Source organism: Sphingobium xanthum, from assembly GCF_019737615.1.
Lineage (GTDB): Bacteria > Pseudomonadota > Alphaproteobacteria > Sphingomonadales > Sphingomonadaceae > Sphingobium > Sphingobium xanthum.
Window position 1 is genome coordinate 19,126 of record NZ_JAHKKS010000015.1, and the last position, 15,538, is coordinate 34,663.

The 15,538-nt window shown below is 65.2% G+C and carries 17 protein-coding genes; 7 read left to right on the forward strand and 10 right to left on the reverse strand.

Annotated features, from left to right (window positions below):
- The first annotated feature begins 72 nt into the window (after nucleotides 1–72).
- Complete coding sequence (locus KM135_RS18390) at nucleotides 73–450, forward strand: GtrA family protein (protein WP_221715538.1); 378 nt, start codon at nucleotides 73–75, stop codon at nucleotides 448–450.
- A gap of 70 nt (nucleotides 451–520) precedes the next feature.
- Here KM135_RS18390 and KM135_RS18395 read toward each other — a convergent pair whose 3' ends face one another.
- Nucleotides 521–742 (reverse strand): circumsporozoite protein, encoded by a 222-nt coding sequence (locus KM135_RS18395; RefSeq protein ID WP_221715539.1) that lies wholly within the window; start codon nucleotides 740–742, stop codon nucleotides 521–523.
- A 186-nt stretch (nucleotides 743–928) separates the two neighbouring features.
- Between KM135_RS18395 and KM135_RS18400 the strand changes: the two genes are divergently transcribed.
- On the forward strand, nucleotides 929–1,912 hold the full coding sequence (locus tag KM135_RS18400; RefSeq protein ID WP_221715540.1) for an ArsR/SmtB family transcription factor: 984 nt from the start codon (nucleotides 929–931) through the stop codon (nucleotides 1,910–1,912).
- Nucleotides 1,913–1,916: 4 nt separating this feature from the next.
- On the opposite strand, the gene KM135_RS18405 is transcribed toward KM135_RS18400, so the two are convergent.
- The 3 genes from KM135_RS18405 to KM135_RS18415 all read right to left on the reverse strand — a co-directional run bounded on the left by KM135_RS18405 (nucleotide 1,917) and on the right by KM135_RS18415 (nucleotide 4,288).
- Entirely contained in the window at nucleotides 1,917–2,075 is a 159-nt protein-coding gene (locus KM135_RS18405; protein ID WP_246606339.1) for an HP1242/YdcH family protein, read from the reverse strand.
- Between the two features lie 280 nt (nucleotides 2,076–2,355).
- A complete protein-coding gene (locus KM135_RS18410; protein WP_221715542.1) occupies nucleotides 2,356–3,066 on the reverse strand; it encodes a hypothetical protein in 711 nt (236 codons plus the stop codon).
- 10 nt (nucleotides 3,067–3,076) lie between these two features.
- The gene (locus tag KM135_RS18415) at nucleotides 3,077–4,288 is read right to left on the reverse strand and encodes a toxic anion resistance protein (protein WP_221715543.1); all 1,212 of its coding nucleotides are present in this window, start codon (nucleotides 4,286–4,288) and stop codon (nucleotides 3,077–3,079) included.
- Between the two features lie 427 nt (nucleotides 4,289–4,715).
- Here KM135_RS18415 and sthA point away from each other — a divergent pair, with 427 nt between their 5' ends.
- A complete protein-coding gene (sthA, locus tag KM135_RS18420) occupies nucleotides 4,716–6,113 on the forward strand; it encodes a Si-specific NAD(P)(+) transhydrogenase (RefSeq protein ID WP_221715544.1) in 1,398 nt (465 codons plus the stop codon).
- Between the two features lie 184 nt (nucleotides 6,114–6,297).
- On the opposite strand, the gene KM135_RS18425 is transcribed toward sthA, so the two are convergent.
- The 4 genes from KM135_RS18425 to KM135_RS18440 all read right to left on the reverse strand — a co-directional run bounded on the left by KM135_RS18425 (nucleotide 6,298) and on the right by KM135_RS18440 (nucleotide 10,349).
- The gene (locus KM135_RS18425) at nucleotides 6,298–6,999 is read right to left on the reverse strand and encodes a DUF4893 domain-containing protein (protein ID WP_221715545.1); all 702 of its coding nucleotides are present in this window, start codon (nucleotides 6,997–6,999) and stop codon (nucleotides 6,298–6,300) included.
- 153 nt (nucleotides 7,000–7,152) lie between these two features.
- Complete coding sequence (locus tag KM135_RS18430; RefSeq protein ID WP_221715546.1) at nucleotides 7,153–8,010, reverse strand: class I SAM-dependent methyltransferase; 858 nt, start codon at nucleotides 8,008–8,010, stop codon at nucleotides 7,153–7,155.
- Between the two features lie 58 nt (nucleotides 8,011–8,068).
- Complete coding sequence (locus KM135_RS18435) at nucleotides 8,069–9,694, reverse strand: cation:proton antiporter domain-containing protein (protein WP_221715547.1); 1,626 nt, start codon at nucleotides 9,692–9,694, stop codon at nucleotides 8,069–8,071.
- Between the two features lie 241 nt (nucleotides 9,695–9,935).
- Nucleotides 9,936–10,349, reverse strand: a complete 414-nt coding sequence (locus KM135_RS18440; RefSeq protein WP_221715548.1) for a hypothetical protein — start codon at nucleotides 10,347–10,349, stop codon at nucleotides 9,936–9,938.
- 433 nt (nucleotides 10,350–10,782) lie between these two features.
- Between KM135_RS18440 and typA the strand changes: the two genes are divergently transcribed.
- Together typA and KM135_RS18450 are read left to right on the forward strand one after the other, a co-directional pair.
- Nucleotides 10,783–12,615, forward strand: coding sequence for a translational GTPase TypA (typA, locus tag KM135_RS18445; protein WP_221715549.1), 1,833 nt, complete (start codon nucleotides 10,783–10,785; stop codon nucleotides 12,613–12,615).
- Nucleotides 12,616–12,748: 133 nt separating this feature from the next.
- Nucleotides 12,749–13,150, forward strand: a complete 402-nt coding sequence (locus KM135_RS18450) for a hypothetical protein (RefSeq protein WP_221715550.1) — start codon at nucleotides 12,749–12,751, stop codon at nucleotides 13,148–13,150.
- A 108-nt stretch (nucleotides 13,151–13,258) separates the two neighbouring features.
- On the opposite strand, the gene KM135_RS18455 is transcribed toward KM135_RS18450, so the two are convergent.
- Together KM135_RS18455 and KM135_RS18460 are read right to left on the reverse strand one after the other, a co-directional pair.
- Nucleotides 13,259–13,879 carry a PEPxxWA-CTERM sorting domain-containing protein gene (locus tag KM135_RS18455; protein WP_221715551.1) on the reverse strand — a complete coding sequence of 207 codons (621 nt, stop codon included), beginning with the start codon at nucleotides 13,877–13,879 and terminating at the stop codon, nucleotides 13,259–13,261.
- 134 nt (nucleotides 13,880–14,013) lie between these two features.
- Nucleotides 14,014–14,583 carry an eCIS core domain-containing protein gene (locus KM135_RS18460; protein ID WP_221715552.1) on the reverse strand — a complete coding sequence of 190 codons (570 nt, stop codon included), beginning with the start codon at nucleotides 14,581–14,583 and terminating at the stop codon, nucleotides 14,014–14,016.
- Nucleotides 14,584–14,798: 215 nt separating this feature from the next.
- Between KM135_RS18460 and KM135_RS18465 the strand changes: the two genes are divergently transcribed.
- On the forward strand, nucleotides 14,799–15,170 hold the full coding sequence (locus KM135_RS18465) for a hypothetical protein (protein ID WP_221715553.1): 372 nt from the start codon (nucleotides 14,799–14,801) through the stop codon (nucleotides 15,168–15,170).
- Nucleotides 15,171–15,228: 58 nt separating this feature from the next.
- Nucleotides 15,229–15,513, forward strand: coding sequence for a DUF3297 family protein (locus KM135_RS18470; protein WP_221715554.1), 285 nt, complete (start codon nucleotides 15,229–15,231; stop codon nucleotides 15,511–15,513).
- Nucleotides 15,514–15,538 lie beyond the last annotated feature (25 nt).

The following is a 15,538-nucleotide window of genomic DNA, read 5'->3' on the forward strand; positions in this document are numbered from 1 at the left end:
TAGCTCAGTCGGCCAAAAGCGCAACGGGGCATTTGATTGAGCGAAGCGGGGAAAGAAGCGAAAGCGGACGGCATGCGCTGGCAATTGCTGCGCTATGTGCTGACCGGCGGTTTCGTGACCGCGCTCCAGGCGGCTGTCTACTGGACGCTGGCGCAATGGGCGTCGGTGCATCCCCAGATCGCGAACTTCCTTGGCTATCTCGTCGCCGTGGCAAGCGGTTATGTGCTGCACGGCCGCTTCACCTTCCGCGGCCATGGCAGGCGCGATCAGCCTGTGTCGCGGGCGATCCGGTTCGTCGCGGTTTCCCTGCTCAGCCTCGGCCTCAATGCATTTTGGGTCTGGCTCTGCGTTCAGGCGTTGCACTGGCCGCTCTGGACCCCGATCCCGCTGATGGGCGTCGTGACGCCCGCGCTGGTCTTCGTTCTCAATCGCCAGTGGGTCTTTCGCTGACGCACACATGAAAAGGGCCGCCGGATTGTCCGGCGGCCCTTGCCAAAAGCTATTCGCTCAATGGCGAAGCTTACATCGCGGCGTTGGTTGCGTTCGCGGCAGCATTCGTGGCGTTGCTGGCGGCGTTCATGGCATTGCCAGCGGCATTCATGGCGTTATCGGCAGCATTGGCGACGTCGTTCGTGGCATTTGCAGCGTCGTTGGCGACATTGTTGGTCGCTTCCGGGCTGGAGCAAGCAGCGAGGCCGAGCGATGCGGCCGCGATGAGCGAGAAAGCAATGGTCTTGGTCATGGGCAAACCCCTTCACTGAAATCATAGCGCGCAGAACGTATGGAAGGGGTCCCCCCCCTAAAGCCTGCGGGGGCGAGTCGTATCGGTTTGTCGCGGCCAACGCAATCCCTTGCGGTTGGCTGAAATTAACCATGCGTTCAGTTGCCGCGGCTTGATTGAAGAACGGACTGGCCTAGAATATCGGCCATGCAGGGGCAGCTCGATCTCTTCCGCGCGCTCGCGGATCCCACTCGTCTCCGGATCGTGCATCTGCTGCGCGAGATGGAATTGGCCGTCGGCGAGATCGCGCTTGTGGTCGGGCAGAGCCAGCCGCGCGTGTCGCGCCATGTGCGCATTCTGGTCGAGGCGGGGCTGGTCGATCGCCGCAAGGAGGGGAGCTGGGTGTTCCTGAATCTCCATGGCGGGGCGGGGGCCGACGCGCTGCTGGCCTTCCTGGATGCGGCGGCGCCGGCGGACAGTGAGCGGCTGTGGATCGAGGCGGATCTCGCGCGTCTTGCCGCGGTGCGGGCGGAGCGGGCGCGGGCGGCCGAGGATTATTTCGCCATGCACGCCGAGGAATGGGATGCGCTGCGCTCGCTCTATGTGCCCGAGGCGCAGGTCGAGGCAGCGATGACCGATATTCTGGGCGGCGAGCCGCTCGGTCGCCTGCTCGATATCGGCACCGGCACCGGCCGCATGGCGATGCTGTTCGCGCCGCAGGCTTCCACCGTTGTTGCCATCGATCGTAGCGCCGAGATGCTACGCCTCGCCCGCGGCAACCTGCCGCATGGCATTGCCGACAAGGTCAGGTTCCTGGCGGGCGATTTCAACGAGCTGCCCGTGGCGACGCACTCGGCCGATACGGCCATCCTGCACCAGGTGCTGCATTATGCGCAGGCGCCGGGCCGCGTCATCGTCGAAGTCGCGCGCACGCTCAAGGATGGCGGACGGCTCTTGATCGTCGATTTCGCGCCGCACGATCGCGAAGAGCTGCGCCAGCGCGATGCGCATACGCGCCTCGGCTTTTCGGACCAGCAGATCGTCGCCTGGTATGCCGCTGCCGGCATTGCCATCGAGCGGGTCGAGACGTTGGCCGGCGGCGCGCTGACCGTGAAGCTCTGGCTCGGGCAGCGGCGAGGCTCGCCGGCCATTGCCCGCCTGCGCAGCAGCAAGGCGTCGCAGGCGGGATGAGGGCCTAGCGGCTGGGCGCGCGTTTTGGTCGTGTCATCAGCGCGCTCAGTCGGTCCTTGATCGCGAGCTTCAGCCGCTTGAGGCGTTGAAGGCGCGCAAAATCCGGCCAGCGTCTTTTCTGTTCGACGCGCAAGGCGTCGTCCAGCTGCTGGTGACGGCTCATGAGGCGGAAGATAGTCTGGGACAATGTGCCACTCCGTATGGATTGAAAGGATCCAATTCGGGTGACAGCCGGGCAGCTTTTTGTGTCTGCTTGGGGGTGCCAGACTAGCGCACCGGTGTCACCCGATGCGGTCCGACATCACGAGAGACGAAGGGGGTACGTCAACTCGCCAGAGGGGCCCGGCCCGCGAATCTCAATGTAACAATCGAAGCCGGTATCGCAACCCCCGGCAGAGCGATTTATCTCGCTCCGGATGGCATTCGCCGCCTTGCGCGGCCATTCAGTCGCCCAGCTCTTTCGCTTCCTGATATTTGATCTCGAGATAGCGGTTGTGCGCCGCCAGCTTGTCGAGATCGCCGCTGGCGAGCTGCTGGGTCATCGTCGCGATTTCCTGCTCGATGACACTCAGCCCCTCGACAAGCTGGGCGTCCGGCACGCGGCCGTTGCGCGGCTGTTTGCGCAGCGGCTCGGGAATGGACTGATAGCCGGTGACGAGTTGCGGCAGATGATCCGAAAGCAGGCGACGCACCTCGGTCGCGGCCGGCTCCTTGGGATCGAGCCTGGCGAGCTGCGGCGCCAGCGTTTCCAGCCGATTGCCGATCGCGTCGAGGATCGGCATGGCCGGCGCCGGCAGGGCCTTGCGCTGGCTTTCCAGCCAGATCTCGGTCTTGAGCGGCAGTGCCTTGAGGTCGGTATCGGCCAGCTTCTCGGCCACGACGGTGGGCGTCGCCGGCACGAAGGCGAAGGCGAGGCAGGCCAGCAGCAGCCCCATCACGATCAGAAGCCCCGTGCTGCCGAGCGGCTGGATGAAACCGAACACGGTCGCGCCGACCACCACGAGCACCGCCGCGACGATCATGCGCTTGAGGCGCGACATCAGGTCCTGCCGCTTGTGCGCCCGCCCGCGCGCGCTCGTGGAGCGATAGCGGTCGGTCGTGCGCACCATGATCTCGTTGGCGCGGGCCAGGATGTCGTCGCTCTCGCTCGGCATGCTCAGGCCTTCACTCGATCGCCGTCAGCGGCGAATTGCCGCTGGAAACGGCGGCCTGCGCCCGCGCCTGACCTTCGGCCCGCGCGATATAGCCCTTGGACTTCTCGACCTCGCCGGAGAGCGTGTTGACCGTGGTCTTCATGTTCTCGAGCGCCTTCAGCTTGAAGGTGTCGATATTGTCCATCGTGTCGTAGATGTTCTGGAAGGCGCGCTGCAGCGTCTCCAGCGGGATGGTGCTGGAGGCCGCCTGTTCATGGATCTGCGCGGTCTGTGTCTTGAGCAGTTCGCCCGTGCTGTCGATGATGTTGGCCGTCGTGGTGTTGAGCGCCGTGATCTGCTCCAGCACCAGCCGTTGCCCGGCGAGCGCCTGCGCCACCGTCACCGCCGTGCGCAGCGCCGCGACCGTGGTCGTGGAGGCGCGATCGACGCCCTTCACCAGCTCGACATTGTTCTTCTTGACCAGATCGAGCGCGAGATAGCCCTGCACCGTCACCGCCATCTGCGTCAGCAGATCCTGCGTGCGCTGGCGGACATAGAAAAGCGCGCTCTCGCGGATCGCCTTGGCCTTGGCCGGATCGGTCGAGTCCAGCTCCAGCGCCTTGTCCTCCAGCCGCTGGTCCATCGCCTTGGCGATGTGGATCATCTGCTCGAGGCGGCCCATGGTCGCCCACATATTCTGCCGTTCGACATCGACTGCGGCATTGTCCTTGATCAGCGTGTCCTTGCCCGAGGCAAGGCTGCCGAGGATCGAGTTGATGTGCGTCTGGCTCGACTTGTAGCTGTCGAAATAGTTCCGCATCCTGTTGCCGAACGGGATGATGCCGAACAGCTTCTTCGGCGCGAGCAGATTGCCTTTCTTGCCCGGATCGAGATCCTCGACGACGCGGCGCAACTCGGCGAGATCGTTGCCGACGCTCAGATCGCTGTCCATCGCGCGCACCGGCCGGTCGAGGAAACGGTTGGAATGGCCCGCTGCCTCAGCGATTTCCTTGCGGCCCATATTGGTGATCTGATCGACCTTCGCGCCGAACTCGGGCGAATTGGCATCGAGCGCGGCCAGCTCCTCGACAAAGCCGTGGACCTTCTCGTCCAGCTTGGAGCGCTTTTCGTCCTCGATCGGCACCAGTCCTGCCGCCTTTTCGGGCGTCACGGCGGGCACCACATCGGGCGGGCTCAGGTCCAGCTTCTCTTCGGTCTTGGTCGTCGTCGCGGTCGTCGCCATCGTCATCTCCTGAATGGTGTTATATCACAATAGAACACCATGGGTTCAAGGCCCCAATTTCTATAGGCCGCGCGCGGCCGGGAAGTAAGCCCCGCCGTGGTTGTGGGGCCTCCGCAGCAAGGGTCGGCGTCTCTCTTCGCTAACTTCGCACGTGTGGCGCATGGAGAAATCTCATAAACATTTTGGAATCAGATACTTAGATCGAAAGCGGATGTAAGATGATTGCAGCGCTGTAGGACAGAGGATTTTTGCCGGGTCCACGGGTTTCCGCTTGGTAAACCAATGCTAACCATTGCCCGCTTATGCTGCCCCGTTTCCCGGGAGGATTGCAAAGGCGCGCCGAATGTATCACGCTCATCGCTTCGAGAGGATGTCCCTGAACAGGCGCCTGGACGGACGTCATGTCCGCCATGGAACGGGGGGCGCCGTGGACAATTATGATCTCGTCGTGATCGGCAGCGGCCCCGCCGGGCGCCGTGCCGCTGTGCAGGCGGCGAAGCTCGGCAAGTCGGTCCTGGTCGTCGAGGGGCGCAAGCGCGTCGGCGGCGTGTCCGTCCACACCGGCACGATCCCATCCAAGACGCTGCGCGAGACCGTCCTCAACCTCACCGGCTGGCGCGAGCGCGGCTTTTATGGCCGCTCCTACCGCGTGAAGAAGGATATTGGCGGCAGCGATCTCGATACGCGCCTCAACAAGACGCTGGAACATGAAGTCGATGTGCTGGAGCATCAGTTCCAGCGTAACGGCGTAAAGACCATGGAAGGCTTCGCGCGCTTCGTCGATCCGCACACCGTGATCGTGACTGCGCCGGACGAGAGCGAGCTTCATATTCGCGGCGAACGTTTCGTCATCGCGGTCGGCACGGCGCCGTTCCGGCCGGACTATATCCCGTTCGACGACGATATCGTGCTGGACAGCGACGTGCTGATCGAGAGCCCGCGCGTGCCGCGCAGCCTGGTCGTCATCGGCGCCGGTGTGATCGGCATCGAATATGCGACGATCTTCTCCGCGCTCGACGTGCAGGTCACGCTTGTCGAGCCGCGCGAGACCTTCCTGGATTTCATCGATCGCGAGGTCATCGAGGAATTCGTGCATCAGCTGCGCGATCGCAACATGATGATCCGCCTGGGATCGGAAGTGGCGACCATCGAGAAGGACGGGAACGGCCGCGTCGTCACCACGCTGGAGGACGGTCGCACGATCCGGTCGGAAATGCTGCTGTTCGCGGCGGGTCGCGTCGGCGCGACGGCCACCCTCGGTCTCGAAAATTGTGGTCTCGCCGTCGACAATCGCGGCCGCCTCAAGGTCGATCCCAAGACGTTCCAGACCGACGTTTCGCACATCTATGCTGCCGGCGACGTCATCGGCTTCCCGAGCCTTGCTTCCACCTCGATGGAGCAGGGCCGGATCGCCGCTTGCCACGCCTTCGGCCTGCCGATGCCGCCCGCGCCCGCCTATTTCCCCTATGGCATCTATGCCGTGCCGGAAATCTCGACGGTGGGGATGAGCGAGCAGGACGTGAAGGAGAAGAAGATCCCCTATGAATGCGGGATCGCGCGCTTCCGCGAGACCTCCCGCGGGCACATCATGGGGCTCGACAGCGGCATGATGAAGATGATCTTCTCGATCAAGACGCGGCGGCTGCTCGGCGTCCACATATTGGGCGAAGGCGCAACCGAGCTGATCCACATCGGCCAGGCAGTGCTCAACCTCAAGGGCACGATCGACTATTTCATCGAGAATACGTTCAATTATCCGACGCTGGCCGAGGCCTACAAGATCGCGGCGCTGGATGCCTGGAACCGGATGCCGCGGGCGGATTGAGCGCCGGATCAATCACCGTTCGCTCTGAGCTTGTCGAAGGGCTTTGCTGAGCGAAGGCGAAGCAATTCTCGCTTCGATCAAATGAGGGCTTCGACTTCGGCAAAGCCGAAGTTCATCCTGAGCGCCTGCCGCAGGGGAGCAGTCGAAGGGCTCAGCCCGAATGGGCTGGAAATAGCAGGAACACTTACGGCTGCGCCACTGTCTCAGACGGGGTCTCCGCCGGCGGCTCCACCGCCTGCTGTTTGAGCGGGACGGGAGTCAGTTCGTAGATGTCCAGGCCGTCCTTGCCGTCGCGCCAGGGGAGGACGAGACGCCAGCGGAACGGGCCGATGCGCTCGACGACGCCGACAAGATCGCGCTCCGGCTCGGTGCCGTAGGGCATCGGAACGTCGGTCGCCGCATATTGCTTCGCGCCGGTTAGGACGAGGCGTTGCTCGCCGTCCGTGTGCAGATAGCCGCCGGGCAGTTCCGAGCCGGTCTGTTTGGTGAAGAACAGGCTGTCGGCGCGGTCGCCGCGAATATAGCAGAAGAATTCGGGGAAGCTCTTATAGGCCGGTTCGCGACCGCCGGACGCGCCGATCTTGACCAGCCGGCAATGATAGGAGCCGGGCGGCGGGGCGGGATGATTGCGCGCGGCCTGCGGCGCGAGCAGATCGCCTTCGCGCCGAATCTGCGAGCGGAAGCGCTGCGAGGCAGCGAGCGCGCGATCCCAGATGCCGGGCAAGCCGGTCAGCCGATCGCTGTCCTGCGCCGAGACGATGGCGCGCCATCCGGTCGGCTGCGGCACTTCGGGCACGTCCAGCCTGGGGATGGCGATCATCGCCTGCGGGCGGGGCGCGCAGGCCGCCAGCGCAGCCAGGGCTGCGATCGAAACAATATACTTCATCGGATTAACCCTTGTTCACAAAGAGTTAACTGTGAAATGCGGCAAAGGCGTTAACAAAAGGTAAACGAAGCTTTGCCGCTATTCTTCGATGCGATGAAGCGATGCTCTGCGCCGGTCAATGCCTGGTCGGGACGAACGGTGACTTATTGGCGGTCAGACCGCCCGAGCCGTCACCAGCCACGCCTTGCCACCGAGCAGATTGCCCTTGCCGGGCACGTGATGCGGCTCCAGCGCTGCCGCGAGATCGGCGATCACGGCCTGACGCAGCGCCTCGGGCGCCGCTTCGAGCGCGCGCGCAACGGAAAGCGACTTCGAGACGAATTCCGCGGCCTCTTCCGGCGTCGCGCCTGCGCCGCCGACCGGCATCAGCGTTTCGAAGGGCGTGATCTCGATCGACCCGAATTGCGCCTGCTCCAGCAGTTCGCGGACATAGGCGGTGTCGGCGAGGGCAAAGGGGCCGGGCGCGCGGGGATCGGTCTGCGGCTGACCGAGATGTTTCGCGACGACGCCCATGATCGTCATGATCCAGGCATTTTCGAACGGCGGCGCCCAGACGGCGAGATCGATGCGTCCGCCATCCTTGAGCATCCGGCGCAGGTTGCGGAAGCCTGCCGGTGCATCGGGGAAGAACATGCTGCCGAAGCGGGAGAACAGCCGGTCGAACGGGGCGCCGGTGATGGTCGCGCTCGCCGCATCGGCGCAGACGAAGCGCACGTCCGATTGCGTGCCCTGCGTCGCGCGCGTGCCGGCGGACCAGATGAGATCCGCGGAAATGTCCACGCCCGTCGCGCTGCCGCCCGGTGAGACGGCGCGGCCGATCGCGATCGTCGTGCCGCCGCCACCGCAGCCGATATCGACCACATGTTCGCCCGGCTTGAAGGCGGCATGCTGGAGCAAGGCGGCGCCGATCGGCTGGATCATCGTCTCGAAACGCTGCAGATTGGCGAGCCAGATGCGTCCGGTATCGCCCGCCCAGTCTTCGGCATGCATGCCGTCTTCCGATGTACTCATGACCCACTCTCCTGTTCTTGCCGACAAGTGATGGCAAGTCGCGCGAGGCTTGTCGAGGTCACGCTTTGGTAAGGGCGAGGGTCAACATTTTCGCCGCAAGCTCGCGCTCGCCCATGACGACATCGGAAATGCCGAGCTTGAGCAGATGCTCGACTTCGCCGTCGGAATGGGCACGGGCGATGATGCGCAGGCCGGGTTTCATCGCGCGGGCCTTCTCGCCGATCGCGCCGCCGTCGAAGCCCTCAGGAATGGCGATGAGCAGCCCGGTCGCCCGGTCGATGCCGGCGGCTTCCAGCACGCGCCGGTCCACGGCATTGCCGCAGATCGCCTCGTGCCCGTCCGTAGCCGCCTCCTTCGCGCGCTCGTCGTCATCCTCGATCACGACCAGCGGCTCGCCGCGCGCCTTGAGGCCGCTCGCCAGCATTTTGCCGACGCGCCCATAGCCGACGAGCACGACATGGGTGAGATCGGCCGAAGGGGTCGGTTCGGGCGCGGCCTGCGCCCTGTCCCGGTCGCGCAAGATGAACGAGAAGATGAACGGGTTGAGGAAGATCGAGAAGATCGCGCCGGCGAGGATGAGGTCGCGCGCGTCCTCCGGCATGATCTTGAGGCCCACGCCGAGCGTCGCGAGAATGAAGGAGAATTCGCCGATCTGCGCGAGGCTGGCGGCGATGGTCAGCGCGGTGTCGCTCTTATGGCCGAAGCCGCGCACGAGATAGAAAGCCGCGAGGGACTTGCCGAGCACGATGATCGCGACCGTCGCAATGAGCGGCAGCGGCTGCTCGATGATCACGCGCGGATCGAACAGCATGCCGACCGAGACGAAGAACAGCACGGCGAAGGCATCGCGCAGCGGCAGTGTGTCTTCGGTCGCGCGGCGGCTGAGCGGGGTCTCGCCCAGGATCATGCCGGCGAAGAAGGCGCCGAGCGCGAAGGAGACGTCGAAGATATAGGCCGATCCCGCCGCGACGCCGAGCGCGATGGCGAGGACGGCGAGGCGGAAGAGCTCGCGCGAGCCGGTATGGACGACCCAGTGCAGCGCGGCGGGAATGACGCGGCGGGCGACGATCAGCATGAAGGCGACGAAGCCGCCGACCTTGAGGAAGGTGAGGGCAAGCGGCCAGGCGACCGCAGCGGCACTCGTGCCGGCCGGGTTCTTCGCCATGCCGGCAAGGACGGGCAGCAGCACCAGCGCCAGCACCATCGCCAGATCCTCGACGATGAGCCAGCCGACCGCGATGCGTCCCCGTTCGGTCTCGACCAGATCACGCGCCTGCAGAGCGCGCAGCAGTACGACCGTGGACGCGACGGACAAGGCAAGGCCGAAGACGAAGCCCGCGAGCGGGTTCCAGCCCAGCCACCAGGCGAGGCCCATGCCGAGCAGCGTCGCGGTTGCGATCTGTGCGATGGCGCCCGGCACGGCGATCTTGCGGACGGAGAGCAGGTCCTTCAGCGAGAAATGCAGGCCGACGCCGAACATGAGCAGGATGACGCCGATCTCGGCAAGCTCGTTGGCGAGGTTCGCGTCCGCGACGAAGCCCGGCGTGAACGGGCCGACGATGACGCCGGCGAGCAGATAGCCCGCGATCGGCGAGACGCGCAGGCGCATGGCGATGGCGCCCATGATGAAGGCGACGACGAAGCCGGCGACGATGGTGGCGATGAGCGGCGTATAATGGGGCATCAGGCGGGGGTCTGTCCTTGGTCTGGCGGTCAGGGCAGGGCCGGTCGGGGCGCCGCCACGATTCGACGTGACGGCGCCCGCTTCATCCGGCGAACCCGCCGGCCAGGGCGGCCATGCCGAGCGCTGCGATGCCGAGGGCGGCGCAGACGAAGGGCATGAACCAGCCGGGCGGCCGGGGTTCGTCATCCTGCTCAATCATCTTCTTGGCTCCCTTTTGGGGGATCCGGTCAGTGCGATAACGTCAGAGCGTGGAGAGCGGGGGAGCGCGGGGCTGGGCCTGCGTCGTGTGTCGCGCCAGCCTGCGGGGCGTGGCGTCGGGATAGGAGGTCGCGCGATCGGGGCCGAACGCGGCGCGCGCCGCGTCGGCGTGGGCAATGGTGATGAAGGTGAGCGGATGCGGGTCGCCGGTTGGCCGGGCCTTGCCCGCGCCGGGATCCTGCAGAACGGCCTCGGCGTGAACCAGCGTCTGCATGCGTCCGCGCAGGGCGACGACGCTGGTCGCCGGATCGAAGGCCGATCCGGTCGCGCGGGTGGACGGCAGCCCGGAGGTCAGGACCGCCGGCACCAGCGCACTCGCCAGCGCGAGCAGCAGCGCGACGATGAACCATCGTCCCTGTTTGACGCGCTGCGCGAGAAGGCTGTGCCGGTCGATCATGTCTACGCAGTGTATCGCATGCGGCGTGAACGGGGAATGACCCGCGTAATTTTGCTGCGCGAAGCTGAGCTACTCGCCCGGTGCGACACCCTTCGCGGAAAGGAGGCCGCCGGAGGCACTGAAAATTGCTGTCCTACGGCCTCCAACGCATGGCACCTCGAACCACGCTCTTTCTCATGTCCGAAAATCCCTTGTTTTCCCGCCACCGGTGCGGAGGCGGGAAAACAAGGCTCGATAGTGTGACCCTTGTGTGACCTTTGGCCCCAACCGGCATGGAACATGCTGTCTTTTGGTCCACGGTCCGGCGGGTCGGGCTGGCGCTTCGACCGCCCGATCGCTCGCCATTGCGATCCCCGGTCAATTCCGCTAAGGGCGCGGCGACTTAGGGTGGCCCACAGGCTGCGCCGCCAACATCAAAGCCTAGAGAGAAACCATGAGCAAGCCCAACGCGCTGCGCAATGTGGCCATCATCGCGCACGTCGATCATGGCAAGACCACCCTCGTCGATCAGCTCTTCCGCCAGTCCGGCACCTTCCGCGAGAATCAGCGCGTCGAAGAAAGGGCGATGGATTCCAACGACCTGGAGAAAGAGCGCGGCATCACCATCCTGGCGAAGCCGACCTCGATCGAGTGGAACGGCACGCGCATCAACATCGTCGATACGCCCGGCCACGCCGACTTCGGCGGTGAAGTTGAGCGCATTCTCTCGATGGTCGACGGCGTCGTCCTGCTCGTGGACAGCTCGGAAGGCGCGATGCCGCAGACCAAGTTCGTCACCGGCAAGGCGCTGGCGCTGGGCCTCCGCCCCATCGTCGTCGTCAACAAGATCGACCGCCCGGACGAGCGCATTCAGGAAGTGCTGGACGAGGTGTTCGACCTGTTCGTGACGCTCGACGCGACCGACGAGCAGCTCGATTTCCCGGTGCTCTACGCTTCGGGCCGCAATGGCTATGCCAATGAGGACCCGAGCCTGCGCGCGGGCACGCTGGAGCCGCTGTTCCAGAAGATCGTCGACCATGTGCCGCCGCCGGCGCTGGACATCGATGCGCCGTTCAGCTTCCTCGTGACGCTGCTCGACCGCGACAACTTCCTCGGCCGCGTGCTCACGGGCCGCGTCCAGTCCGGCACCGTCAAGGTCAACCAGCCGATCCACGCGCTCGATGCGACCGGCAAGGTGATCGAGAGCGGCCGTGCCTCCAAGCTGATGGCTTTCCGTGGCCTGGAGCGCGTCCCCGTGGACGAGGCGAAGGCGGGCGACATCATCAGCCTCGCCGGTCTCACCGTCGCGACCGTGGCCAACACCATTGCCGACACCAGCGTCTCGGAGCCGATCCAGGCACAGCCGATCGATCCGCCGACGCTCTCGATGCGTTTCGCCGTCAATGACAGCCCGATGGCCGGCCGCGAGGGTGACAAGGTGACGAGCCGCATGATCCGCGACCGTCTCTTCCGCGAAGCGGAGAGCAATGTCGCGATCAAGGTGACCGAGAGCGCCGACAAGGACAGCTTCGAAGTGGCCGGCCGCGGCGAGCTCCAGCTCGGCGTGCTCATCGAGACGATGCGCCGCGAGGGCTTCGAGCTTGGCATCAGCCGCCCGCGCGTCCTTTTCGGCGAGGATGAGAATGGCGACCGTACCGAGCCCTACGAGACGGTCGTCATTGACGTCGACGACGAGTTCACCGGCACGGTGGTCGACAAGATGAACATCCGCAAGGGCGAGATGACCGACATGCGCCCCTCCGGCGGTGGCAAGACGCGCATCACCTTCTCGGCGCCGAGCCGCGGTCTCATCGGCTATCATGGCGAGTTTCTGAGCGACACGCGCGGCACCGGCATCATGAACCGACTGTTCGAGAAATATGGCCCGTACAAAGGCAGGATCGAGGGCCGCAAGAATGGCGTGCTGATCTCGAACGGCGCGGGCGAGGCGGTCGCCTATGCGCTCGGCCCGCTCGAGGAGCGCGGCATCCTCTTCGTGGGCGTGGGCGAAGCGCTCTATGAAGGCATGGTGATCGGCGAGAATGCCAAGCCAGAGGACCTCGAGGTCAACCCGATGAAGTCCAAGGCGCTGACCAACTTCCGCGCGAGCGGCAAGGACGACAGCATCCGCCTGACCCCGCCGAAGAAGATGACGCTGGAGCAGGCCATCGCCTATATCGACGATGACGAGATGGTCGAGGTAACCCCCAAGAACATCCGCCTGCGCAAGCGCTTCCTCGATCCGCACGATCGCAAGCGCTTCAAGCGGAGCGCCGAAGCGGCCTGAGGGCGACGCCAGTTTGAATTGCGATGGGAGCGGGGGGCGTCTGAGGCGCCTCCGCTCTCGTCATATGCGCGAATCAGTTGCGAGGCGCGTGATCCTCGCAGCAGGATCGGCTATGCACCTGCGGGGAGATGGCATGCTGAAACTGTCCGCCACCGTCATGATTGCTCTGACCCTGTCCGGCGCATCGGCCGCGCAGGAGCGCAAGCCGTTCGAAATCCCGCGCGCCTACTGGGGCGAGTATAACGAGCGCGCCGAAGACTGTGGAACGGAGAGCAGCGCAGGCTATTTGCGCATTTCCGAGACCAGCTTTCGGTTCTCCGAAAGCACGTCGGACATCAACAGCATGATCCACCACAAGGACGGCAGCGTGACGATCTTCGCCAGCACTTCCGGCGAAGGCGAGCAATGGCTGAGCATCTTCCACGTGGCGCTGTCGGCGGACGGGCGGTTGCTGACGTTGACCACGCCTCAGGCGAGGGAAGAGGAGCAGCGGAGTGTGGCGAGGGTGCGGTGTGTGGGGCAGGCGGTAGAATAGACGTTGGCCGTCCTCGGAGATCCGACCGGATTCAGCCGGACTCTACGAAGCGGACACAAAAAGGGCGCCGGTCGTCCCGGCGCCCCTCTTCATTGGCCGAAGCCGCGATCAGGCGAAGCTGACGGCGACCTTCTTGCGGCGCATGGCGCTGCCGACCAGCGCGAATCCGCCGAGCATCATCGCCCAGGTAGCCGGCTCGGGAACGCCGCCAGGCGTCAGACTGCCGAACGTCACGTCGTCCCAGCCGAACTGCGCGACGCCGCCCGAGATCACGATCGAGTGCGCAACGCCGGCGAAGGGCACGACGATGAAATCGAACGAGGCGGGATTATTGGCCGGAATCAGCACGCTGGCGAGCAGTGCGCCGGTGCCGCCGAGGCCCGAATAGACGTTGAACGTCGTGTCGGTGAAGCCGCCATAGCTGAAGTTGAAGCCGGTGGTCGTGCCGTTCAGGAAATTGATCCAGCCCGCGCCGCTGGCGGAATAGGCCAGGTTGGGCTCAGAAGTCTCGCCGAAGCCGGTCGTGGTGATCCAGTCACCGGCCTGGAACACGATGCCGTAGTTCGGGCCGACGTCACCGGCGCTGCTGGTGCCGCCGTTGTAATAATTGTCGACCGAGGCGAAGGACGTGATGCCGTCGAAATCGAGCAGCTGGGCGGAGGCCGGTGCCGAGGCGAGCGCGACGGAAACCAGAGCCGCCGAAGCGAGAAGCTTCGTCATCTTCATCATGATTCTCCCACATACGGCATAATGCCGTAGCGTCTTGCTATCCCATAGCGGGACACTCGTCGATGCCTTTGATGCAGTTCTGTCCGATTTCGAAACAGTTGTCGGGCCGGGCTGCTGCTTCGATCGGGAGCCGTTCAGCGCGCCGCCCGCGCCGCCGCATAACGCGCCTCGCCGGCCTCGGCTTCGCGCTCGATGCCCAGATGATCCAGCGTGTAGCGTCGGGCGAAGCCGCGGACACCCCAGCGGGTATATTGCTGGACGTGGGTGAGTTCGTGGGCCCAGAGGCGGGCATCGACCTCACCTTTCGCATTGGGACGGAAGAGGATGACTTCGTTGAGGGTGATCGCGGCGGTATTGCCCTTGAAGGCATTGTTCTGCAGCGTGAAGTCGCGGCCGGTGCCGACGCGGTAGCGCACGCGGGAAAGCAGGTCCTCGGGGAAATGGCCCTTGAGGCGGGCGCGGATGTCCGCCGGGATGGGCTGGACGCCGGCCTTGAGCGCATCGTCGCGGGAGGCGAGGATCCACTGAGCGAGCGCCTCGCTCGCCATATCCTGCCCGGCGCGGGTGAGATCGGCGAGGAGCGCGCGGCCGACCTGATCGACGCTCGGGCGCGCCTGCTGCGCCAGCGCGAGCGGCGAGGGCGTCAGCACGAGCATGAGCACGGGTGCGACGATCAGGGGAAAGGCGAGGACAGTGCGCGACATGGGGCGGTGCATAGAGGCGATGCGCTGAATAGCCGTTTAACGTCCGGATATCCTGCGCTTCGCCGCGCGGATGGCGCGGCCCGCCGTTGCTTTCCCGCATCTGGCGCCTGGCTGAACGGCTCATTCGAGGGAGGTTCAGGCGCGACTCGCTAGTCCCGGCCCTGCCAGTCGAGCGGAAGGCCGCGCTCTCCTGGCCCTCGTAAGGGAGAAGTGAGATGAACCTGACCAAGCGTATCCTGACGGCGGCTCTCGCCATCAGCGCGACGCTGGGGGTCCTGCCGGCCAGCGCCGCGCAGGCGGCAACCAGCGTCAGCATCAGTTACCGCGATTATGACGGCCGCCATGGCCGCGACAATCGTGACTACCGCCGCGACGGATATCGCGATCACGGGCGGGACTATCGCCGCGACGGCCGCCGCAATTGGGACCGCGATCGCGACGGCATCCCCAATCGCTACGATCGCTACGATAATCGCCGCTACAGCTGGAATGGCGGCTATGGTTATCGCGACCATCGCCGCTGCTGGACGGAGTGGCAGTGGAGCCGCTGGCGCGGCGAGCGCGTCCCCGTGCGGGTCTGCCGCTAACTGAGTGATGCTGGAGAGGCGTTGACGGCGCGGACCTTTGGCGGCAGAGCGTGCCGCCATGTCCGACACACCGCCCGATCGCCTCTCCACCAATCCACGCAGCCCCCATTTCGACATGGAGACGCTGCAGCGCGGCATCGGCATCCGCTTCAAGGGGCGGGTGCGCACCGATGTCGAGGAATACAGCATCTCCGAAGGCTGGATCCGCGTCGCCGCCGGCAAGACCCGCGACCGCCATGGTCAGCCGCTGACGATCAAGCTGAACGGCGAGGTTGAGGCGTGGTTCGAGAATGCCAAGGGCGACGATGCTGGCGACGAGGCCGCGCCCGACGCCGAGGCTTGAGCCGGCAGTCAAACTCACCGTTCGC